General features: G+C 43.5%; 17 protein-coding genes. 2 read left to right on the top strand and 15 right to left on the bottom strand.

Annotated elements, in window-relative coordinates; genetic code table 11:
• Positions 1 to 33: 33 nt before the first annotated feature.
• The 9 genes from WCG05_03275 to WCG05_03235 all read right to left on the bottom strand — a co-directional run bounded on the left by WCG05_03275 (position 34) and on the right by WCG05_03235 (position 9,258).
• Positions 34 to 231 (bottom strand): hypothetical protein, encoded by a 198-nt coding sequence (locus tag WCG05_03275; protein ID MEI8321014.1) that lies wholly within the window; start codon positions 229 to 231, stop codon positions 34 to 36.
• 158 nt (positions 232 to 389) lie between these two features.
• Positions 390 to 1,727 carry a cell division protein FtsZ gene (gene ftsZ, locus WCG05_03270; protein MEI8321013.1) on the bottom strand — a complete coding sequence of 446 codons (1,338 nt, stop codon included), beginning with the start codon at positions 1,725 to 1,727 and terminating at the stop codon, positions 390 to 392.
• A gap of 12 nt (positions 1,728 to 1,739) precedes the next feature.
• Positions 1,740 to 2,975 carry a cell division protein FtsA gene (ftsA, locus tag WCG05_03265; protein MEI8321012.1) on the bottom strand — a complete coding sequence of 412 codons (1,236 nt, stop codon included), beginning with the start codon at positions 2,973 to 2,975 and terminating at the stop codon, positions 1,740 to 1,742.
• Between the two features lie 3 nt (positions 2,976 to 2,978).
• The gene (locus WCG05_03260; GenBank protein MEI8321011.1) at positions 2,979 to 3,761 is read right to left on the bottom strand and encodes an FtsQ-type POTRA domain-containing protein; all 783 of its coding nucleotides are present in this window, start codon (positions 3,759 to 3,761) and stop codon (positions 2,979 to 2,981) included.
• Entirely contained in the window at positions 3,740 to 4,684 is a 945-nt protein-coding gene (locus WCG05_03255) for a D-alanine--D-alanine ligase (GenBank protein MEI8321010.1), read from the bottom strand. The genes WCG05_03260 and WCG05_03255 overlap by 22 nt, the downstream gene beginning before the upstream one ends.
• A complete protein-coding gene (gene murB, locus WCG05_03250; protein MEI8321009.1) occupies positions 4,681 to 5,586 on the bottom strand; it encodes a UDP-N-acetylmuramate dehydrogenase in 906 nt (301 codons plus the stop codon). Before murB ends, WCG05_03255 begins: the two co-directional genes overlap by 4 nt.
• 3 nt (positions 5,587 to 5,589) lie before the next feature.
• Entirely contained in the window at positions 5,590 to 6,978 is a 1,389-nt protein-coding gene (gene murC, locus WCG05_03245) for a UDP-N-acetylmuramate--L-alanine ligase (GenBank protein MEI8321008.1), read from the bottom strand.
• A gap of 74 nt (positions 6,979 to 7,052) precedes the next feature.
• Positions 7,053 to 8,150, bottom strand: coding sequence for an undecaprenyldiphospho-muramoylpentapeptide beta-N-acetylglucosaminyltransferase (gene murG, locus WCG05_03240; GenBank protein MEI8321007.1), 1,098 nt, complete (start codon positions 8,148 to 8,150; stop codon positions 7,053 to 7,055).
• On the bottom strand, positions 8,134 to 9,258 hold the full coding sequence (locus tag WCG05_03235) for a putative peptidoglycan glycosyltransferase FtsW (protein MEI8321006.1): 1,125 nt from the start codon (positions 9,256 to 9,258) through the stop codon (positions 8,134 to 8,136). Before WCG05_03235 ends, murG begins: the two co-directional genes overlap by 17 nt.
• A 131-nt stretch (positions 9,259 to 9,389) precedes the next feature.
• On the opposite strand from WCG05_03235, the gene WCG05_03230 reads away from it, so the two are divergent.
• On the top strand, positions 9,390 to 10,112 hold the full coding sequence (locus WCG05_03230) for a hypothetical protein (protein ID MEI8321005.1): 723 nt from the start codon (positions 9,390 to 9,392) through the stop codon (positions 10,110 to 10,112).
• An 8-nt stretch (positions 10,113 to 10,120) separates the two neighbouring features.
• Here WCG05_03230 and gatB read toward each other — a convergent pair whose 3' ends face one another.
• The 6 genes from gatB to WCG05_03200 form a co-directional block, all read right to left on the bottom strand.
• Positions 10,121 to 11,611, bottom strand: coding sequence for an Asp-tRNA(Asn)/Glu-tRNA(Gln) amidotransferase subunit GatB (gene gatB / locus WCG05_03225; protein ID MEI8321004.1), 1,491 nt, complete (start codon positions 11,609 to 11,611; stop codon positions 10,121 to 10,123).
• A gap of 1 nt (position 11,612) precedes the next feature.
• A complete protein-coding gene (gatA, locus tag WCG05_03220; protein MEI8321003.1) occupies positions 11,613 to 13,088 on the bottom strand; it encodes an Asp-tRNA(Asn)/Glu-tRNA(Gln) amidotransferase subunit GatA in 1,476 nt (491 codons plus the stop codon).
• 8 nt (positions 13,089 to 13,096) lie between these two features.
• Positions 13,097 to 13,393 carry an Asp-tRNA(Asn)/Glu-tRNA(Gln) amidotransferase subunit GatC gene (gene gatC, locus WCG05_03215; protein ID MEI8321002.1) on the bottom strand — a complete coding sequence of 99 codons (297 nt, stop codon included), beginning with the start codon at positions 13,391 to 13,393 and terminating at the stop codon, positions 13,097 to 13,099.
• Positions 13,394 to 13,455: 62 nt separating this feature from the next.
• Positions 13,456 to 15,855 carry a hypothetical protein gene (locus tag WCG05_03210; GenBank protein MEI8321001.1) on the bottom strand — a complete coding sequence of 800 codons (2,400 nt, stop codon included), beginning with the start codon at positions 15,853 to 15,855 and terminating at the stop codon, positions 13,456 to 13,458.
• A gap of 84 nt (positions 15,856 to 15,939) precedes the next feature.
• Positions 15,940 to 18,285: a PBP1A family penicillin-binding protein gene (locus WCG05_03205; protein MEI8321000.1), complete on the bottom strand. Its 2,346-nt coding sequence runs from the start codon at positions 18,283 to 18,285 to the stop codon at positions 15,940 to 15,942.
• The gene (locus WCG05_03200) at positions 18,278 to 19,456 is read right to left on the bottom strand and encodes an N-acetylmuramoyl-L-alanine amidase (GenBank protein MEI8320999.1); all 1,179 of its coding nucleotides are present in this window, start codon (positions 19,454 to 19,456) and stop codon (positions 18,278 to 18,280) included. The genes WCG05_03205 and WCG05_03200 overlap by 8 nt, the downstream gene beginning before the upstream one ends.
• 259 nt (positions 19,457 to 19,715) lie before the next feature.
• Between WCG05_03200 and WCG05_03195 the strand changes: the two genes are divergently transcribed.
• Positions 19,716 to 21,896, top strand: coding sequence for a ribonuclease E/G (locus tag WCG05_03195; protein MEI8320998.1), 2,181 nt, complete (start codon positions 19,716 to 19,718; stop codon positions 21,894 to 21,896).
• Positions 21,897 to 21,898 lie beyond the last annotated feature (2 nt).

Raw genomic sequence — 21,898 nt, 5'->3', positions numbered from 1 at the left:
CTTTTAGCTCTCTCCTTCAACCACGAACCACCCCTACTTATGCAACAAGGCCATAGCCCTGGCATCATTTGTAAGAACAAAACCTTCAAATGGCCTTATTTGAGAGCCCCCTTCAAGGGTAGGAAAGGATATAACTTCAGTTATTTCTAGAGAGAGCTTTTCTTGACAGGCTGAATAAGTATTCAGCCCGGACAGCAGTACTAAAAAAGCCACATAAAAAATCTTGTACATTACTAGTCTCCTAATTTTGTTAGGTCGAACCTTATAGAAATGATAACCGTATCGCAAGATATTTTTAGAATTACTTCGGTGTTCAAGATGATCTTGTGTTCTATTCTTGGTGATAGCCCCTCGAGTCTAAGCCCGAGGGGTGCAAAGGGAGAGGTTGTTTACTTCTTTCGTCGTAAAAAGGCGGGGATATCCATATCCTCTTGTTCAGCTGAGGCGTCAGTTGGCTGCACAACAGAAAATTCAGCGCGTCCTTGGTCAATGAAAGGTTCTGTCTGAACTTTCTTTTTGAATCCAAGTCTTTCAAAAAAAGAACTTTTTTCAGGTGCAGCAGGCGCAGCCATAGGAGAATGAGCAAGTTGTTCCAGGGTTGGCTCTTCAAGGGGCTGTATTTCGATAATTTCTTCAGATTCTTCTAAGGATTCAGGGGCGTCTCTAAAATCTTCGGCCTCCATAGTAACTTTGAAATCCAGTTCTTGCTGATTGATGGGCACAGTTTTCTTTGGTTCCTGGGCAAACTTAGAGGGTGCGCCTTCTTGCACGGATTTTGGTTCAATGCCGGTGGCGACCACAGATACCCGAATCTTACCGCTGATGCGGTCATCAAAAGTGGATCCAAAGATGATATTGGCGTCCGATTCCACTTGCTCACGAATGTGGTTAGCGGCTTCATCAACTTCATATAGGGTCATATCCATACCACCGGTGATGTTGATCAAAACGCCACGGGCACCCTTCAAAGAAACTTCATCTAGCAAGGGGTTGGCAATGGCGGCCTCTGCGGCCGTAAGGGCGCGGTTTTCGCCTTCAGCTTCGCCTGTTCCCATCATGGCTTTGCCCATTTCGCTCATGACTGTACGCACGTCGGCGAAGTCAAGATTAATAAGGCCTGGCATGATCATCAGATCGGTTACACCCCGAACGCCCGAGTACAAAACGTTGTCTGCCATGTTAAAGGCATCCGCAAAGGTTGTTTTACTGTCGGCCAACCGGAAAAGATTTTGGTTGGGAATGATGATGAGTGTATCAACATTTTTTTGGAGTTCCTTGATGCCAGCTTCAGCTGTTTTCATGCGGTGCCCACCCTCAAAGTGAAAGGGCTTGGTCACAACGCCAACGGTTAAAATACCCAAAGCCCGGGCGGCTTTTGCAATAACGGGGGCTGCCCCTGTTCCCGTTCCACCACCCATACCGCCGGTGATGAACAGCATATGTGCCCCGCGAATAGAATTTTCAATATGTTCCAGAGTTTCTTCGGCAGCAGCGCCACCAATGTCAGGTTTTGATCCGGCGCCCAATCCTTGAGTTAGTTCATGGCCCAGCTGAATACGTTGAGGCGCCAAAGATTCGCGCAACGCTTGCGCATCTGTGTTAGCTACAATAAATTCAACGCCCTCTAAATTAGACCGAATCATATTGTTCACGGCATTCGTGCCCGCGCCCCCAACACCCATCACAACAATCTTTGGTTTTAAATTCTCAAAATTACTTTCAGCCATTTTTTGTCCTCATCAAAATATAGTTTTCACCCAAGTTTTCACAGAATCAAACCAGGATTCCGCTTCCAGGGTTTCTTGTTGTTGATACATATCCTTCATTGCAAAGATCAAAAGCCCCGTGCACGTTGCAAAGGATGGATTTAAAGCAGACTCAGATAATCCTTGCAGTTTACTGGGTTTTCCCAGTCTTACTTTCTTGCCAAGAACCCTTGAGGCTAAATCTTTAATACCAGGCATTTGACTGCCTCCCCCCGTTAAGACAACCCTTTTACTTGCTATTATATGCATATTAGATTGGGCAAGTCTATCTTTTATGATTTCAAAGATCTCTTCCAGACGTGCCTGAATAATAGACGTTAAGAAGGTCTTTTTAATGGGCGATTCGTGGGCATCGTCCCCCATTTGGGCAACAGATAAGGTCACATGATCATCAGCCATGGTATGCACAGCTGTTCCGTGTAAAGTTTTAATGCGTTCCGCTTGAGCAAGGGAAGTTGAAAGCCCGTGGGCAATGTCACTAGAGATATGACGCCCGCCTAGTTGAAGAGATTCCGTATGGATGACCTGGCCTTCAACAAATAGGGCGATATCAGTGGTCCCCCCCCCTATATCAATCAAAGTAACGCCTAGCTCTGTTTCATCGTCTCCTAATGTTGCAAAGCTGGATGCGATGGAAGAAGCTACAATAGCTTGAATGCCCAAATGGCACCGATGAATACAGTTGACCAGAGTTTGAACCGGACCTTTGTCCCCTGTAATAATATGCAAAGAACAGACAATGTTTTGCCCAATCATGCCTCGCGGGTCCTGAATGCCTTTGCGGCCATCGATGGTATAGCTTAAGGGAATGGCATGGATGATTTCAAAGTCTTTTTTTTCATCCACATGAGTTGCCTGTGAAATCATATGATTCAGATCTTCGTCTGTAATGGGGCGAGAGGGGATCTTCAGGCGGATATTAATAACTTCAGAAATTAAATGTTCACCAGAAATATTAACAACCACATCCTTAATGGTCAGGCCCGCCATTTTTTCTGCCGTATTCACAACGTTTAGAATGACATTTTCAACGGCCTCCATATCAACAATAACATTGTTTTTGATGCCTTTTGAGGCGTGTTGACCGACCCCTAGCACATGAAGTGTTTCCGTCTTTAAATCACATTCGGCAATCATGCAAGATGTTTTGGTACTGCCTAAATCAATAGCTGCTAGAATTTTTTTATTTGTGAGGAGAGAATTTTGCATAATTTACGAAATGATTACCTTGTTCTTGATGCGCCAATCTATTTTTGTTTTTGCCTTTGCCATAAGCTGGTGAGATTGCTCTAGCCTTATAAATGTATCTAATGCTTGTTTTTGGCCAGATTCGGGTAACATAAGCATAATGCCATTTTTCAGTTTCAAATTCCATCGACGATTCCCAATGCGCACACAAGCCAAAACTTCTTTTGAAAAATCTGGGTAAGAGATTAAATCTTCTTGTAATTCTTTTGCGGCTTTAGGGGCGCCTTCCCCCATGACTAAGGGTAAATCTTTGTGATCATCAATATTAATGTGAGGGATTGGGTTGCCGGTCTCATCAATGACATGCAAAACTTTTTTGTGTTGCCACAGGGCGATTGGGGTGCGCTCATCTAACACAATCTTTAAGGTATTAGGCCAATGGCGTTCCACGTGTACTTTTCTGACCCAAGGAAGCACAGAAAGTTTTTGGTAACTGCTTTCTGGATCAAACTTGAGAAAGGGATCTCCAACGCCTACCTGCAGGATTTCAAAAATATCTTCTTGGGGGGTGCGTTTATGGCCTTCAATTACGATATTTTCAACGACTAAACCATAGCTAGCACCGGTTTGATGGATTGACTCTTGAATAGCATCCGTGGCTCTTGTGATGTGTCCTGCGTGCCAGGCCCAGCCGGTCACAATCCCAAACAGAGCAAGCACCAAAAGGATGATCTTAAAACGCAGGGCAAAAGGACTCGCAGACGAGCGATAGCGTCCCTTTGTTTTTAACGTCTTAATCCTTGACATAAACCATCCTCAATCAACCAACTCACTAACTTATCAAAACTAATTCCAACGTGGGATGCCACATCTGGCACAATGGATAAAGTTGTACAACCAGGTTGGGTATTAATTTCCAAAATGCACACTCGACCCGTTTTAGGGTCATACCGAAAATCAGATCGGCTGACTCCGGCACATCCAATGATTTTATGGGCCTTTAAAGCATAGTCCATAATGTTATCGTAAACTGGTTTGGGAACAGGAGCAGGGAAAATATGGTCTGTCACGCCGTCTGTATACTTTGCCCGATAGTCGTAAAAACCTTGCTTAGCTCTTAACTCAATAACCCCAAGGGATTTATCTCCCATGACAACACAGGAAAGTTCATACCCGGGGATGTACTCTTCAACCAGTACTTCCTTTTGGAAGGACCACGAAAGCCTATTGTTAATAGGCCCATCTTCTTCATGAATAATGTGTACACCAACGCTGGACCCTTCATCTAGGGGTTTTATCACATAGGGGGTATGCATAGGATGCCTATCTTGAATATCATCCCAATTAAAAACACCCCCTTTGGCGCAGGGAATCCCGGCCAATTCAAAGAATACTTTGGCTGTTGGCTTGTGCATGGCAATGGCAGACGCGCGCGCGCCTGAGTGAGTATAGGGAATTTCTAAAATATCCAGGATGCCTTGAAGACGGCCATCTTCCACATACATGCCATGAAGGCCATTGAAAACAATATCGGGTTTAGGGGTTAAGAAATGAAGCAATTCTTCTAAGTTGTGCGTAAGATCCAAAGCTTTTACTTGGTATCCTTGACGCTGTAAAGATTCCAACATAGCTTTGCCCGAGCTTAAAGAGACTTCCCGTTCCGTGTTCCAGCCGCCCATTAATAGGGCAACTTTCGTTTCTTTTGGATTATGTGCTTTGCGGGTTGTCATTTCTTGTTCCTTTCTCCTAGGCGCTTTATTTCCCATTCTAGCATAATTCCGAATTTTTCTAAGACTTTTTGTTGAACAGTATCTCCAAGTTCTTCTAAATCACTAGCTGTGGCCGTGCCCGTGTTGATCAAAAAATTACAGTGTTTTTCTGAAACTTGGGCGCCACCAAGGACAAGCCCCCGGCATCCAGCCCGATCAATCAACTGCCAAGCTTTTTCGTGCGGGGGGTTCTTAAAAGTGCTTCCTCCCGTCTTTGCCCGAATGGGCTGAGTTTCTTCCCGCGTTTTCATAATCGTTTCTAGCTTTTCCAGAATGGCAGAAGGGGTATCTTTTATTCCCTGAAAGGTGGCCTCTAAGACAACTGATATATCAGGCAGATTGCTGTGGCGATAGGTGAGTTCTAGATTTTGGGGTTTCAGAACATGTATCTTTCCTGCGGCATCCAAGACCTTGCAAGAGATAAGCCGGTCCTTAACTTCGCTTCCGTAAGCCCCGGCATTCATTTTTATGGCGCCGCCAATGGTACCTGGAATCCCAACTAAAAACTCAAGGCCGCCGATGCCTTGTTGGGCGGCCTCTAAAGCCATAGTGCGATCTAAAGCTGCGGCCCCTGCAGTTACAGTATCGTTTACAAAAGTAATATGGTTAAAGCCTTTTCCCAGTTTAATAACAACTCCGGGAAGGCCTCCATCACGGATCAACAGGTTCGATCCAACACCAATGACTTGCCAGGGAATGTCTTTGGAAAGGTTTCGCAGGAAATGTTCTAGGTCTTTTTCATCAGCGGGTTTGAACAAAACCTCAGCTTGTCCGCCAACGCGAAACCAAACCTGTGATTTAAGATCAGCATTGGGAACATATTTTCCCCGAACAGCAGGAAGTTTTTCTAGCAAGGCAAGCATGGATCAATCAAGTTTTTTTAGGTCATCTTCCAAGGCATAGGCCCATTGAGTGATGGACCCAGCCCCCATGAAAATGACGTAGTCACCTGGGTGGGCAATAGCTTTGATTTTTTCAGGAATCTCTCCAGGGGATTGGATGATATCAACGGGGAATTTCAGATGAAGGGCAACAGCTTTAGCCAAAGCGATATGGTCTGCGCCAGGAACGGCAGATTCTCCTGCCGCATAAACGGGCGCTAGAATCAAATGATCAACACCCTGGAAACAGGTTGAAAAGTCTTCAAAAAGATTATGAAGGCGGCTATAACGATGGGGTTGCATCACCACAATGATTTTTTTTGCAGCAACGCCCTTGGCAGCACTTAGAACCGCTTTGATTTCCGAGGGATGATGGGCGTAGTCATCAATAATACTTACCCCGTTCCATTCGCCTACTTTTGTGAAGCGGCGCTTGACGCCCTGAAAACTGCTTAAACTTTCGTGGATGGTTTGGTCATCAACTTTGAATTCAAAAGCAATAGCAATGGCCGCCAGAGCATTCAACACATTGTGATCTCCATGGAGATTCAGGTGGACGCCTTTTAGGTGATGATTTTTATAGGTCACGTCAAAGACCATACCCTCGGGCGTTGCCTTTACGTTATGGCCCATACAGTCAGCTTTCTGTTTGACCCCATAAGAAATAAAACGACGATTTGTAATATGGGGCGTTAGACTATTGACGACGGGGTGATCTGTGCACAACAAGGCAAATCCATAGAATGGAACCTGTTTGGCAAAGCTTAGGAAGCTTTCTTTAAGAATTTCAAAAGTTTTGTAGTGGTCCAAATGTTCTGGGTCAATATTGGTAATAACGGAAATGGTTGAAGGGATTTTGATAAAGGTGCTGTCTGATTCGTCAGCTTCAACCACCATCCAATCGCCCGTTCCAATAATTGCATTGGTTTTTAAAGAGTTAATAATGCCCCCATTGATAATGGTTGGTTTTAAGTGAGCGGCTTTTAAGATTGAGCCAATGAGGGAAGTTGTTGTGGTTTTGCCATGGGACCCTGAAATGCAAATGGATGATTTAAAACGCATGATTTCGGCCATCATCTCAGATCGATGCATAACCGGAATGCCTTCTTTTCGGGCCTGTATAATTTCTGGGTTATCAAAGTGAATGGCTGTTGAATGGACAACAGCGTTAACGCCCTTTACATTTTCAGCCTTGTGGCCAATAAACACGGGAATGCCATCTTTTCTAAGGCGTTCTGTGTTGCTGTTTTCAACCTGATCGCTGCCCTGGACTTTGTACCCCATGCTATGCAGAATTTCCGCAATGCCGCTAATACCAATACCGCCAATCCCAATAAGGTGAATGGTTCCAACAGAAAGGGGCGCAATTTTCATCTAAAATATTCCTTAATAAAATTAGGCAGAACCTGCTGCCCTGAATATTATACTAACTGCAAAAACTTTTGGGATCAAATGTTTTTGGGAAAGCTTTCTAAAATATCAGCTAACTTGTCATTAGCATCTAATTTGGCCAGATGATGAATGGTTGTGGCGGTGTTTTCAAGCAATTTTGGATGGGAAAACAGGTTTTCTAATAGGACGCATAATTCATGGGGAAGGGCAGGGGATTCCTTTATCATCCAGCCAGCTTCTCGCTGAGTTAAATTTAGGGCGTTATAGGTTTGGTGGTCGTCCATGGCATAGGGAAAGGGAATAAAAATGGCTGGGCGGCCAACGGCTTCTAGCTCCATAACAGTGGATGCTCCTGATCGCGTGATGATCAAATGAGCTTTTTGGTACTGTGTATGAATATCAGTAAAAAAGGGTTTTAAGTCAGCGGCAATACCCACGTCTTTATATAAAAGTTGCGTTGTTTCTAAGGTTTGTGGCTGGGCTTGTTGAACCAGATGTAGCCTTTTTTTTAGGGGTGAGGGCAAAAGATTTAATGCTTCAGGAATCAGGGTTGAAAAACTTCTGGCCCCTTGACTCCCTCCAATAATAAGAAGATTAATGGCCCCTGTTTTTGTGAAGACTTTATAAGGGGAGGGTGAAATAGATCTGATTTTTTCCCGGATAGGATTTCCTGTCACCACCACTTTATTCTGGTATTTTTCAGCCAATCCATAAAGGGTGGGGAAGCAGCTGGATATATGCTTAGCAAAGGGGCAAAACCATTTGCTGACGCGCCCTACAAAGGCGTTTTGTTCGTGAAGTATAAAAGGTTTCCTTAAAAGTGTTGCAGCCAAGATCAAAGGGAAGGTGGTGTAGCCGCCAAAGCCAATGATGCCCTGGGGTTTTGTTTTAAGAATAAGATGAAAAGTTCTGGCAAAGGCCCAAGGCAACTCAAAGGCTAGTCTTATTTTTTTAAGCAGAGTATTTCCAGATGTTAGGTGCAGAATAAAAGATTCTTTGCTAGGGGTATACTGAAGGGCCCGTTGGTCAATGACTTCAATAACCGGATGACCCCGTTTTCTAAGAGTTTCTGCTAAGGCTTGAGCGGGAAATATGTGCCCCCCCGTGCCGCCGGTTGTAATCAAAAATAGAGAAGATTTAGATGTGTTTGTCATCAAGGCGTTTCTTTGTAAAACTAAGCAAAATGCCTGCACTTAAACCGATGGATAGAAGAGAGGATCCTCCATAACTTAAAAAGGGCAGAGTCATGCCCTTAGTGGGAATCAAATGTAAGCTGGATGATATGTTTACAATTGCCTGCAGGGCAATTTGAAAAAACAAGCCACTAATGGCTAAAGACAGAAAACTATTATGTTCTTTGTGGGCAAAGTAGAAGCCCCGTAAAATAAAGAACAAGAACAAACCTAAAATAAAAAGGCATGCAAATAGGCCAAACTCTTCTCCCGCTACAGAAAAGACGAAGTCAGCATGGGCATCGGGTAGATTTTTTTTAACAAGGCCTTCCCCTGGGCCACGGCCAAACCATCCGCCATTTCGGAAAGCTTGTAAGGATCTCTCAATTTGAAAATGATCTCCTGCGGCGGGATTGAGGAAACGGTCAACACGGCTAGCCACATGGGGGAATAAAAAGTAAGCGCCAATAGACCCAGCCAACCCAACGCTAGAAAGTACAGAAACCCACATCAGGGGCAAGCCTGCCAGAAAAAACTGAAAAAACCATATGCCCGTAATGACAAAGGCCATGCCAAAATCGGGCTGAATAATGATCAACAGTAAAATAGAGGCATACAAAAGAACAGACAGCATTCTGCCGCTTAAGGGACCATCAATGTGTTTGCTGAGCAGCCAGGCTGTGGCAACGGCAAAGGTTGGCTTCACGAATTCTGAGGCTTGTAGAGAAAAACCGAACAGATTGATCCAGCGACGGGCCCCTTTGATCTCCATCCCAATAATGGGCGTTAGCATTAACATGACAATGCAGGTGCCTAAAATAAGCCAACACAATAATCTTATAAGATTTGGATTGTTAAGGGAAACCCCAACCATCAAAAATAAAGAAAGAAACGTAAAAATGACGTGGCGTTGCACAAAGTAAAAGGTTGGTAAATGGATAGTGTGGGCAACTGAAGGGCTTGCAGAAAAGCTTAGAAAAATCCCCACGATGAAAAGGGTAAAAATGCACAGAAAAGTCCATCGGTCGATGGTCCACCACCACCGGCCCAATAAGCTGCGATCCGTGCGCGAAAGAAGATGCTCAAGCATAGTTCTAAGATAAAGGAATGGGGGGGAATTTGGAAGAGCTTTTACAAGGCCAAACTTTTTTTCAAAATTCTTGAAAATTTTGCTATGATAAAAGGACAGGATTTAAAATAACAGGAAATGGGGCAGGTAGAATGCGATTATTTTTAATTGCTTTGGGAATATGGTTGGTGGGGTTTTCAGCCTTTGCGCTAAGACCCTTGGGGTGCTATTTGAAATCATCTTCCGAGTGCGAAAGATTTGGAGTTTTTATTACAGAGTTAAAGCGGGGATGTGTTTCGGGTAATCAAAAATGCGCTCTTTCCTATTGTAAAAGCCAATTCTGTAAACCTAGGGAAAATATTTCTTATAAGGAATTGTTGGCTCTGCCCAGATTTATGTCTACCAATTACTTACTTGGAACCTCTCATATTTCCTATCATCAACCATTCGTTGCGTGTGGAGTTATATGCTCTGACCCTAAACTTTTAAAAATTTTGGATAATGGAAGGGCAGGGGCCTATACGACGTATTATAAATCAGCAGAGCAAGATCTTGAGCCTTATCTAACCTATCGTCAGCAACACCAATCTTTAGAGGTTATCAGAGAGTATTTAAGAATGGATAGAACAGCCACATTTAATGAGTTGTTTTATGGAGCATCTTGTTTTCGATCTGCTGGACATACTTTAAATAAAGAAATTAAAATTCCTTCAAAAACAGATAAAGGAATGATCGAAGAATGTTACAAAACTTCTCAGGAACTTCTTGTTAATGTCTTGAAGATTTTAAAAGAAGAGAACCTTTTTAGGGGGGAACCGGAAGAATATGATGTGGATGAGTTGGTGGCAGATTTTCTGAAAGTAAAGAAAAAATAGCAGGGGATCTACTGCGAAAGCGCTGCTTTCAATAAATCATTTACCATTTGGGGATTCGCCTTTCCAGCGGATTTTTTCATGATTTGCCCTACAAAGAACCCGAATAGTTGTTCTTTGCCAGCCTTGTAGTCAGCAAGCATTTTAGGATTCTCTTTCAGAGTGTCGGCAATCATAGATTCCAGGGCGGAAGTATCTGTAATTTGCACCAGGCCTTTTTCATCAACAATGGACTTGGGGGCTTTATGAGTATTCCACATATCCAAAAATACTTCTTTTGCGATGCGACCAGAGATCACATTGTCCTGCATCAAGTCGACAAGTTCCGCTAGATGGGTGCTAGAAATGGGGGATTCTAAAACAGTTTTATTTTCCTTGTTCAGAAGCCCAAATAAATCTCCCGTTAGCCAGTTTGATACCAGTTTGGCGGTGTTTTTATCTTTATATTTTTTCCAACCAGCTGTTTCTTTTACGGTATTTTCATAATAGTGAGTTGTTTCTAGGTCATCTACCATCAATGTGGCATCATACAGGGGCAAACCATATTCTTCCATAAATCGTTGGCGCTTTGCATCTGGTAATTCCGGCATGCCCAAACGAAGGGATTCAATGTATTCAGGGGCTAGATGTATGGGCAACAGGTCTGGATCTGGGAAATAGCGATAGTCGGGCGCATCTTCTTTAGACCGCAAGGATCTTGTTTCTTGTTTGTTATGGTCATAGAGGCGGGTTTCTTGTAAGACGCCTTCACCGGATTCTATGAGTTTTGTTTGTCTTAAAGCCTCAACTTCAATGGCCTGCCCAATAAAGCGAATCGAATTCACGTTCTTAATTTCTGCCCGAGTTCCCAAGGGTTTTCCTGGTCGATTTACGGATACGTTCACATCAGCGCGCAGGCTGCCTTCTTCCATATTGCCATCACTTGTTCCTAAATAACGAAGCAACAAACGCAAAGCTTTCACAAAGGCCATGGCCTCTTCAGGAGAGCGCATATCAGGTTTTGTTACAATTTCCATTAATGCAATGCCAGATCGATTCAAATCAATGCAGGTATTTTTCACGTGCAAATCATGAATGCTTTTGCCGGCGTCTTGTTCTAAGTGGATGCGTTCGATGCGTACTTTTTTAATGATTCCCTTGTCCAGGGTAATATCCAAATGTCCTTCTCCGACGATGGGGTAATAAAATTGACTAATTTGGTACCCCTGTGGCAAATCTGGGTAAAAATAGTTTTTTCGATCAAACATGGAAAATTTATTGATTTGAGCATGAATGCCCAGACCTGTCTTAACCGCTTGTTCAACACAGTGTTTGTTCAGAACAGGAAGCATGCCTGGAAATGCCGCATCAACTAACGCAACGTTAGAGTTAGGTTCAGCATTAAAATTAGTGGCTGCCCCTGAAAAAAGTTTTGAGTGGGAGGCAACCTGCGCATGGACCTCAAGCCCAATCACTACTTCCCAATCACCAGTGTTTGTAGAAAGCCAGTAGGGTGATGACATCTTAGATTTCCTTTATGGGCTGAATTTCAAAGTTTACAAAGGTTTCCAAAGCGTAGGCTGCATTAAATAAAAGGCTTTCGCTTAAAGCGGGCCCGATCAGTTGCATACCCAAAGGAAGATTATTCTTAGAAAGACCGGCAGGCAGGGAAATGGCAGGAACGCCAGCCAAATTACTTGTCACGGTAAAGATATCTTGCAGATACATGGCAATAGGATCTTTAATATTTTCCCCCAGTTTAAAGGCTTCCCCTGAGGTGGTTGGGGTTAAAATTAGATCAACCGTTTTAAAGGCTTCAACGAAATCATCTGCTACTTTACGACGTACCCGTTGGGCCCGAACATAATAGTCTTCATAGCTTCCAGAAGACAAAACATAGGTTCCAATTAAAATACGGCGCGTTACTTCGTCACCAAAGCCTCGTGTGCGGGTGTTGCTGTAAATTTGTTCCATCGATTTGCCATCAGCGCGCAGTCCATACCGGACGCCGTCATAGCGAGCTAGGTTAGAGGATGCTTCAGCTGGAGCAATGATGTAATAAGTAGGCAGACCATATTTTGTGTGAGGCAAGGAAATAGGAATAATTTCAGCCCCCATTTCTTGAAACCATAGAGCAGATTTTTCCCATAAACTTTTTATTTCAGGATCAATGCCGGGCATATCATATTCTTTGGGGATCCCAATTTTCAAGCCCTTTACATTGCCTGTTAGAGTTTTTGTATACTGGGGCACGGGAATATTCAAAGATGTTGAATCTTTTGGGTCGTGGCCGGCCATATATTCCAAGAGCATTGCCGTATCATAAACCGTACGACCAATAGGAGAGGGGTGATCAAGGGATGAAGCGAAGGCAACAACTCCAAATCGAGAACAAAGCCCATAAGTTGGCTTTATACCGACAAGGCCACATAGGGAAGCTGGTTGACGAATGGATCCTCCAGTATCGGTTCCAATGCCGGCCAAAGCTGTTCCTGCGGCTACTGCAGAGGCAGAACCGCCAGAAGATCCCCCAGAGGTAAGATCGGCATCAGGTTCGCTTGATGATCTCCAAGGATTTATAGAGGGGCCATAGCAACTTGTAATAGTGGACGATCCCATAGCAAACTCATCCGTGTTCGTTTTTCCCATGCTCACAACGCCGGCATGAAATAATTTCTCTGTCACGGTTGAATCATAGGGGGGAATAAATCCATCAAGTATCTTAGAAGCCGCAGTTGTTTTTACCCCTTTTGTGCAAAAAAGGTCTTTGATAGCCAAAGGAAGTCCCTCTAGGGGGCGTGCTTCATTTTTTTTATAACGCAAGTCCGATTCTTTTGCTTTTTCGAGGGCCTGGTCAAATGTTTCGGTAATATAAATATTAAGGTGTCTGTTTTTTTCAGCCTCAGCAATATAAGCGGTGACCACTTCCTTGACAGACACTTCTTTTTTCTGAAGTAAATTTTTGAGATCTTTAAAAGTAAATTTTACAAGTTTTTCCATACGGTGACTTACTCTACAATTTTTGGCACAAGGAAATAGTTGAATTCTTTGTGGGGTGCATTTGACAATACATCAAGATCTGTATTGGGTTTGTTCACTTTATCTTCCCGCAGAGGGGTGTTGGGGATCAGGTCAATAACGGGGCTGATCATAGGAGCTGTGTCAGATACGTCTACCTCTTTTAATTGGTCAATCCAATTAAAAACTTTGGCAAGGCGCTCAGAAAACTCAGTTAAATCATCAGGATCTAAGCTAAGTCTGGCTAGACGTTCAATGCGTTCGATGTCTTCTTTACAAATTGTCATTTTCTAGAGGACAAAATACAAGCAGATCATCGAAATGTCTAGAAAAATGTGTTTCTTTTTTCTTACACCATAAACTCATCTTCTTCTGCAGTTGTCGAGGGGGCGTCTGGAGGGAAGAAGCTAGGGTGACTTAAAGGGCTTGGAGAAGTAGGTGCGCTTCTTCTAGTAGGGGAAGAAGGTGTGTTTTTTCCAGGGGAAGTAGTTGCGCCTTTTCTAGGAGGGGAAAATGCTGTTGATGCCTTCCCAAAAGGAGGTGTTGATTGTGACACGGGGATTGGTCTATGTAAGTCTGGGACTATAGGCAGTTTGCGCACTGGGCCTTTGGGGGGGGTGAACATAGAAGGAGACGCAGAAAAAGAAGGCAGCAATTTACTGCTTCCAGAAGGAAGAGGGGACGGTGTTTTCGGTATTGTGCTTGTATGGGAATTAGCGCGATCTCTTGATTCTTGATTTGCGTCATGGGGTGGAGACAAAAATTGAGAAGATTGAGACAAGTTTTGGCGAGTAACTTTCAGATTGGTCAATCCAGGGTCTTTAGAGAGGTGAAGGACTGGAGGCGTGCTATCTGAGCGCTGTCTTTGAAAGCCATGTTTTTCAAGTTTGGACTCACTATTAGATGGGCTGCTACTGGAACTCTGTCTTCGTATGGCGGGATGCACTTTAGTTAATGGTGCAGGTACATTTAGTTGTGGAGCGATGGATTTTTTAGGGGCATGCGCCTGTAGTGGAGGGTTAATGCGTGGGCGATGTTGTGGTGCTGGCGCAAACATGGCAGGCACAGACTTAATAGGATGAAGAGAGGCAGAGTCTGACCGTGGTTGTTGTTCCACAAATATCACAGGACTTGATCGAACACTATGAACCGGGCGATCTATGAAAACTACGTTTCGATGTTCGATGGGGATTTCTGATGCCGAAATATCGTCCCAAGGCTGTTTTTTCTTTGTAGGAAGGGGCTGTGTTGTAATAACTTCTTTAGAGGCATCTGAAGATTCTTGTTCAGCCGAATTTGGTTCAGAGTCCTGCCGTGTGGGGGAATAGGGCTCTTCTTCTATGGCAGATTCTCTGTATGCACCTCTTTCCCTATTTCTTTCTCTGTTTGGTTTGTCTCTAAAATAAACTTCTCTTTCTCTTTCGCGGTCGCGGCCTCTGCTGCGCAGTTTTGGGCTGCCTCTAAAATCATCAAGTGAGTCAAGGGTTGATGTGCCTCTTGGGTATACGGATGCATTGAAGGCCGCTGAACGTCCTCGAGGGGATGTTGGAGAGAGGGCCGCTTCTCGGGCAGGAGAAGGAGGGATATCAGCAGAATCCTTAGTTTCTTGGTGATTTCTCGCAAGAGCTCCTCCTCCACCGAGGACGTTTAGAATAATACTGATAATAGCATAATTCGGATTATGGGCCAGCAAAACTGCAGCAGCAGCGCCGAGGTCCCCAATAAATGTTCCTGAGACAATATGTTTTGTTTTGACTAAATTGACACAATAAGCGCAGTCTGAAAACACTTGTGTGGGGGATAAAGGGGTTCCGCAGCCTAGTAAACAGGCATTACACCAGCACCAACTGTCTTCTCGGGTGCCACAAAATAGAAAATTTTGCAGTGACCAAGTGTTGTAATCCAAATGGCAATGCTTGGGCATCACACACCAACAGGAATACGTATCATAACATCGAGATTGTTGATCTACGTAAAGTTTTGCGATGAATTTTTGTGCACTATTGCGGGCTAATGCATGGCCACCAAGCATTGCGATGGTATTGTACTTAGAGGCTTCTGCCATCAAACCAATATTAGAATAGTATTGGGATAACCAGTAACTTGCGTGGATAGTTGCGGGCGTTTCTGTGGTTGCGAGTAATAATAAAATATTAAGCCCCTTTGGTCCCTCAGGCGCAAGACTTGGTAAGAGCTTTGCAGAAAGTCCAGAGTTCTTTTTGTCTAACAAATTCAGGTGGAAAAGACCAAAGATAAGCAAAGAAAGAGGTTCCTTTAGGCGTTGTAGAAGTTCTTTTGTTTCGCGAAAAGTCCCTATTTGGGAGTCATAAAAATCTTCGTCAGGGTCTTCCAGCAAAGATAAAGGATCTATGCTTTGTACGGCTGTTTCTCGTATCGTTACGAGCATTTTATTTATAAGATAATTCATCAGAGGACTATCCAAGAGATCGTTTATAGGTCTTCCGTAGACTTTTATGTCAAGCATTGAAGTTGCTTGGTTCATAAGGGCGGGATTTCTGAAAACTCTATTTGGAATTCTAGATTCAATAATAACCAGTCCTAGAAATTTTTTTGCCTGCTCGACAACAGAACTTGTTGAGTTGAACCATTTGTTCTTATTTTCTTCTGTCAGTAAATTTTTAGGATTTCCGGTTTTGTAGGCAACATCAAATGGATCGTCAATTCCACTTCTGGACACAGACAAAAAACAAGTAATAACAAAGAAAATTAGAAGAAAATACCTAATCATATTTACCCTGTTCTTTTTCTTTTATGATAAAAGCTAAACTTATTATTTGCAAACAATAAATTGTAGGCGGGGTTTTGAAAAAAATTACTTAGTCATTGTAGGTGGTGCGTTTCTAAATATCTCTAAGGTTGAGTGGGGAGTTCCAGGAGGGACGACTTTGCCTGTTTTTAAGCTTGCCCAGGCCATTTTTGTATTTTCCGGAAAGGGATAGGCGGCATTAGGTTTGCCTTTTAGGGCTTGTCGCATAAAAGAAGCAAAAATGGGGGCGGCGACACGTCCCCCGGTTTGATAGCGTCCCAGGCTTTTGGGTTTATCAAATCCAATTAAAATACCAACAGTTAGGGTGGGGGTGGTGCCAATAAACCATGCATCATTATAGTCGTTGCTTGTGCCTGTTTTTCCCGCAATGGCATAGCCAGGAACTTTTCCGTTTTTGGCGGCGCCGCGCTCAACCCCCCCTTGTAAAATAGAAAGAACTTGGTAAATGGCCACTGGATCAACGATGGGTTGCGGTAAGGTAAGACTATCAGGATCTATGGGCGTTTCATCTTGCAGAAACTCTAAAGAGGGCATAGGCAGGGATTCAAACAGGGTTTGCCCATGGCGATCTTGAATATGATCAATAAAGGTGGGCGTAATCGGGTGTCCCCCATTAGCTAGCATGGCATAAGCTCGCGTTAAACGAAGCAGGGTGGTTTCAAGGCTGCCTAAAACAATTGACATTTCATGGGGAATTTTATCATAAATGGCAAATTTTTGAGCTACCTCTCGAACGGGGTCAAGCCCCATTTGCATGGTTAGCCATACGGTTGCTAGATTCAAGGATTGCTCTAGTGCCGTACGCAAGGTCACCGTTCCAAAGGTTCGTTCTGTTATGTTGCCAGGTTTCCAACTCCCCAGGTTTGGTCCCATATCAACTTCAATGGGTTCATCCTGCAGTAGAGAACTGGGGGTAAATCCACTTTGAAGGGCTGCTAAGTAAACAAAGGGTTTGAAGGCAGATCCCGTTTGCCGTTTGGCTTGGGTAACCCAATTGTATTGGCTGCGGGCAAAGGAAAACCCCCCCTCCATAGCTAAAATACGCCCTGTGTGGGGATTCATGGCGATGATGGCTCCGTTTACTTCGGGGATTTGTTCTAAGGAATAGATGGTTTTGCCAATATTTTTGACAACGATAACATCGCCTTCGTTAAGCACATCAGAGGGCTGTTTAGGGGCATAACCTACAGAAGGATATTTGGATTCTTCATTGTCCGGTCTTGCGGGAATATACTTGCGAGCCCATTTGATTTGATCAAAGGGGATCGCCCCAAAATCACCTTTCTTAAGGCCAATAATGACTTGATGAGATTCAACTTTTAAGACAACAGCCAAGGTCCAGAAAGGAACGCCCAGGGGAATAGATATTTTGTTGAGCTCTTCCTTCCAATTAGTTGTTGAAATTCTTTTGACGGGGCCTCGCCAGCCCGCTTCCCGGTCATAGGAAATAAGGCCATCTCTTAAGCTTTGGCGGGCATAGGATTGTAGGGTTGAATCCAAGGTGGTTTTAATGACAAGGCCGCCCTTGTAAAGACTGTCTTCCCCATAATGTTTATAAAGATGTTGGCGAACAAGTTCGGCGCAGTGGTCTGCCCGAATCACATCTGTGGGGCTATAGTCTTTGCAGACAAGGGGAGTGGTAAGGGCTTTTTGGGAGCTTTTCAGGGAAATAAAGTGCTCCTCTAACATCCGTTGAATAACCCAATTGCGGCGCGCAAGGGCAGCTTCCGGATGCTTTTGCACACTGTAGAGGTTTGGGGCCTTGGGAAGAGTTGCTAGATAGGCGGCTTCTGCAACAGTTAGTTCATCTAGTGTTTTGCTGAAATATTGTTGGGCAGCGCTGGCGACCCCATAGGCGTGATTACCCAAATAAATTTCATTCAGATAAAGTTCTAAGATTTTCTTTTTAGAAAAATTTCTTTCAATACGGAAGGCGAGTAACGCTTCTTTTATTTTACGGGACAAGGTTTTTTCATTTGAAAGCAGGAAGTTTTTCGCAACCTGTTGGGTAATCGTTGATCCGCCTGCCAAGGATTTTTTCCCCATTAAATGACCATGAATGTTGCTTAATAGGGCTCTAAAAATACCCATATAATCAAGGCCTTTGTGTTTATAAAAATTTTTATCTTCTACCGCTAAAAATGCATTGACCACAAGGGGTGGAATTTCCTGAATTGGCACAAAAATTCTTTTTTCCGTTGCATATTCAGCAAATAGTTTGTCATCTGCAGAATAAATGCGGGTCACAACGGGGGGTTCATATTTTTCAAGGCTTTTATAGTTGGGAAGGTCTTCCAGAAAATAAAAGTAAGTGAACAAACAGATCAATCCTGTTCCACACAAGAACACGAAAAAATAGAAAGATAGCTTGCGGGGAGGTTGTTTATGCATAGTGCTCTTTAAAATACGTGTTAATACCTTCTAATAATCCTTCACAAATCTTATCTTGATGATGAGAGGAAGATAATAATTTCTCATCTTCCCGGTTCGAGATATATCCAAGCTCAACTAAGACAGAGGGAATTTTGGGAGACCTTAACACATAAAAATCAGCAAAGCGATGAGGTTTTCTAAGCAAGAAAACTTGTTCTCCAGCCTTTTTAGTAAGGGATCTGGCCAAAAGGGTGGATAAGTTCATGGTTTCTCGTTTCACCAGATCAATAAGAATGTTTGCAACTTCAGGGTCTTCAGACTCATCTGAGGCAGGGCCTAGTAAATCAGCTTCATTTTCCTTTTTTGCAAGTCGTGCAGCTTCACGGTCAGAGGCAACAGCAGACAGAGTGTAAACCGCAAGTCCTCGGACATCAGATTGGGGGTTGCTATCGGCATGCAAGGAAATGAACAAATCTCCTTTTAAAGTATGTGCTTTTTTCAGGCGCTGTCCCAATTTTAGAAAGGCATCTTTATCTCGGGTCAAGATACAATTGTAATTGCCAGTTTTGTTCAATTTTTCTGATAATAATTTAGCGACGCTTAGGGTAATTGTTTTTTCTTGTATTTTTTTAGAGCGACTAACGGCCCCCGTATCAATGCCTCCATGACCTGCATCAATAATGATAATTCTTTTTTCGATAGGGGGTGGGGGTGGTGCCTTGTCTGGGACAGGGGAAACAGGCCCAATTTCTATGGGCCCTTTTTCAATGTCGATGACATAGCGATAGGTGGGCATTTCAGCGTTGGCGGCAATCAAAAAGGAATTCTTGATTTTGCTGGGCTCTTTAAAGCGAAACAGTATTTTTTTTCGGGCTTTCTGAACGTGATAGGTTGCGACCAGGCCTTCAGCCGGTTGAGTGGCGCTTTCAATGAGGCCGTCACTGGGGAAGAAAAGTTCTAAATAATCGGGAGTTTCTAAATTTCTAGGGGCTTCAAATTGCGGTTTTTGATCAAAATCAAAGACAATTCGGGTGAAAGTGGGATGGCTTCCCACCCGTATTTTTTTCAGCTGAGCTGACTGAGTTGTGCAAAAAATGAAGAGGGCAAACAGAAAAACAAGGCACGCAGATCCGGCCCTTCTAATGATCAGGGTTTTTGATCTTTTTTTCCATTGTGAGATTCCAAGCATTTTTAGAGGTCTCTTATATTATCGCTTTCAAAAATTATAATAAGTCGTTATAGTGATTTCAGGGTATTTCCCTGCCTATGTATCCTATACGTAGGACGGTAACCGGTCAATGTGTTGATGGTTATCCGCAGAAGTTTTAGGAGAATAGCTTTCTTTGATATGAAATGAAAGCGAGTTCCACACAATTTAAAAACAAATTTTAAGAAATGAATCTCATTTTTTTTACAAATTTTAGACAAATAACGGAGTTACAATACAAATGGTTAAAAAGTGTATGCTTATTGATGCATCTCATCAGGAAGAAATACGGGTCGCTGTTTTACAGGATTCGCAGCTGGTGGATTTCGATTTTGAACATGTTTCAAAAAAACCCCTTAAGGGCAATATCTATCTAGGAAAAATCGTTCGCATAGAGCCCTCTTTACAGGCGGCTTTCGTGGATTACGGTAGAAACAGACATGGGTTTCTGGCTTTTACAGAAATTCACCCCGATTATTTCCGCATTCCTGTTGCGGATAGGGAAGAAATTATCGAACAGGAAGAAAAGCCAGCTGAAGAGGGTGTTCACCATCATGAAACGCCTCTAGATGAGCAGAACGGGCACTCTGAGGATAGTTCTGAAGTGATGGAAAACTCAGAAGAAACGCCTACAGAAGAATCTACAGATGATACAAGTGCAGATGAAGAAAGTCTTCGCAAGAAATTTGCTCTTTATCGGAATTATAAAATTCAGGAAGTTATTAATAGCCGTCAGGTTGTTCTGGTTCAGGTTGTTAAGGAAGAACGGGGCAACAAGGGGGCAGCGCTTACAACATTCGTGTCTTTGGCTGGCCGTTATAGCGTTCTGATGCCCAATGCCTTAAATGCAGGGGGTGTTTCCAGAAAAATTACGGATGTGCAACATCGCAAACGATTGAAAGAATTAATGAAAGACTTGGGTGTTCCTGAGGGAATGTCCTTGATCATTAGAACGGCAGGCCTTGATAGAAGTAAAGCAGAAATCAAGCGAGACTATGGATATCTTATTAAGTTGTGGGCTGATATTAGAGAAGAAACCCTAAAGGCTAATGCGCCGGCCTTGGTACACGAGGAAGCAGCCCTTATTCGCAGATCTTTGCGGGATGTTTATACCCCTGATGTGGAAGAAGTCTGGATTGAAGGCGAGGAAGCCTTTAAGGAAGCCAGAGACTTCATTAAAACGATTATTCCTAGCCAGGTAAAACGCATTAACCACTATAAGGATTCTGCGAAGATTCCCTTGTTCCAAAAATATAAGATTGAACAGCAAATTGAGCAAATATATTCGCCTGAGGTCAAGTTGCCTTCGGGAGGATACATTGTTATGAACGTGACGGAAGCTTTGGTAGCTATTGATGTGAACTCGGGCCAGGCAACCCGTGAACGACATATTGACAGTACGGCTTTAAAAACAAACTTGGAAGCGGCGGAAGAAATTTCCCGCCAACTGCGCTTGCGAGATTTGGCTGGTCTTTTGGTCATTGACTTCATCGATATGAGTGATCTGAAACACAATATTGCTGTTGAACGCAAACTTAAGGAATGTTTGGCCTCAGACAGAGCCAGGATTCAAGTGGGGCGTATCAGTCAATTTGGGCTTTTGGAAATGTCGCGCCAACGGCTTAGGCCCAGTGTGACGGAATCTGTTTCTGTACGGTGTTCTTATTGCTCAGGGGCAGGGTTTATCAGATCAAAAGAATCTTTGTGCTTGCAGCTGTTGAGGGTGTTGGAAGAAGTTTTCTTTAACAAAAAAGAAGAAGAAATTCTTAAAGTTAAAATTTCTGCTGAACTTGGCTTCTATTTGCTGAGCGAAAAAAGGAAAGAATTGTTCGATTTAGAAGCCAGACGAGGTTTATTCTTTACGGTTGAACAAGACGAAGCTTTGGGGGCAACAGGTTTCCGGATTGAAGATTCTTCAGGAAATTTCTTGGTGGACTCTGTTGGGACCAAGGGGGAGCATAAGGAATCCCAAGAAAAAGCGGGAGCCAACAAGAATGATCGTGCTAGAAGATCTGACAGACGGCGACGGAAGGGTAATCCCAATCAAAACGCTAATGGAGCCCCTAGTCCTGAAGCGCCAGTTGAAGGTGAGGGACAAAAAGCCCCCATTGAACAGACAGATGAAGAGGTAGAGGCAACAGATGTTCCCCTGTCTAACGCAGATGTTGAACCGGTACGCACTGAAAAGCGTCGCAACAGAAATCGCCGCCGGGATCGTAGACCTCGGGAAAATAATCCCCAACAACAATCCAAAGGGGCGACTGAACCTGATGAACACCCAGATGATGTGAACGGCAATCTTTCGCCTGATTCTTTCTTGCAGTCTTCTATTCAACTAGACGTGCCTGCTCGGGCACCTAGAGGTAAAGGGCAGGGGGGGAAAGGTCAAGGGGGTTGGTGGAAAAAACTTCTGGATAACTAGTT

This window comes from Alphaproteobacteria bacterium (assembly GCA_037146715.1).
GTDB lineage: Bacteria > Pseudomonadota > Alphaproteobacteria > UBA7879 > UBA5542 > JBAWWO01.
This window is presented reverse-complemented; position numbering and strand designations above follow the sequence as displayed.

Excerpts from the sequence above, each read along its gene's own strand:
- WCG05_03255 (MEI8321010.1), bottom strand. The coding sequence starts at position 4,684 with ATGACAACCCGCAAAGCACATAATCCAAAAGAAACGAAAGTTGCCCTA.
- gatB (MEI8321004.1), bottom strand. The coding sequence starts at position 11,611 with ATGTCATCACCCTACTGGCTTTCTACAAACACTGGTGATTGGGAAGTA.
- gatA (MEI8321003.1), bottom strand. The coding sequence starts at position 13,088 with ATGGAAAAACTTGTAAAATTTACTTTTAAAGATCTCAAAAATTTACTT.
- WCG05_03210 (MEI8321001.1), bottom strand. The coding sequence starts at position 15,855 with ATGATTAGGTATTTTCTTCTAATTTTCTTTGTTATTACTTGTTTTTTG.
- WCG05_03205 (MEI8321000.1), bottom strand. The coding sequence starts at position 18,285 with ATGCATAAACAACCTCCCCGCAAGCTATCTTTCTATTTTTTCGTGTTC.
- WCG05_03230 (MEI8321005.1), top strand. The coding sequence starts at position 9,390 with ATGCGATTATTTTTAATTGCTTTGGGAATATGGTTGGTGGGGTTTTCA.
- murB (MEI8321009.1), bottom strand. The coding sequence starts at position 5,586 with ATGCTTGCCTTGCTAGAAAAACTTCCTGCTGTTCGGGGAAAATATGTT.
- WCG05_03195 (MEI8320998.1), top strand. The coding sequence starts at position 19,716 with ATGGTTAAAAAGTGTATGCTTATTGATGCATCTCATCAGGAAGAAATA.
- ftsA (MEI8321012.1), bottom strand. The coding sequence starts at position 2,975 with ATGCAAAATTCTCTCCTCACAAATAAAAAAATTCTAGCAGCTATTGAT.
- murG (MEI8321007.1), bottom strand. The coding sequence starts at position 8,150 with ATGACAAACACATCTAAATCTTCTCTATTTTTGATTACAACCGGCGGC.
- WCG05_03275 (MEI8321014.1), bottom strand. The coding sequence starts at position 231 with ATGTACAAGATTTTTTATGTGGCTTTTTTAGTACTGCTGTCCGGGCTG.
- murC (MEI8321008.1), bottom strand. The coding sequence starts at position 6,978 with ATGAAAATTGCGCCCCTTTCTGTTGGAACCATTCACCTTATTGGGATT.
- ftsZ (MEI8321013.1), bottom strand. The coding sequence starts at position 1,727 with ATGGCTGAAAGTAATTTTGAGAATTTAAAACCAAAGATTGTTGTGATG.
- WCG05_03260 (MEI8321011.1), bottom strand. The coding sequence starts at position 3,761 with ATGTCAAGGATTAAGACGTTAAAAACAAAGGGACGCTATCGCTCGTCT.
- gatC (MEI8321002.1), bottom strand. The coding sequence starts at position 13,393 with ATGACAATTTGTAAAGAAGACATCGAACGCATTGAACGTCTAGCCAGA.
- WCG05_03235 (MEI8321006.1), bottom strand. The coding sequence starts at position 9,258 with ATGCTTGAGCATCTTCTTTCGCGCACGGATCGCAGCTTATTGGGCCGG.
- WCG05_03200 (MEI8320999.1), bottom strand. The coding sequence starts at position 19,456 with ATGCTTGGAATCTCACAATGGAAAAAAAGATCAAAAACCCTGATCATT.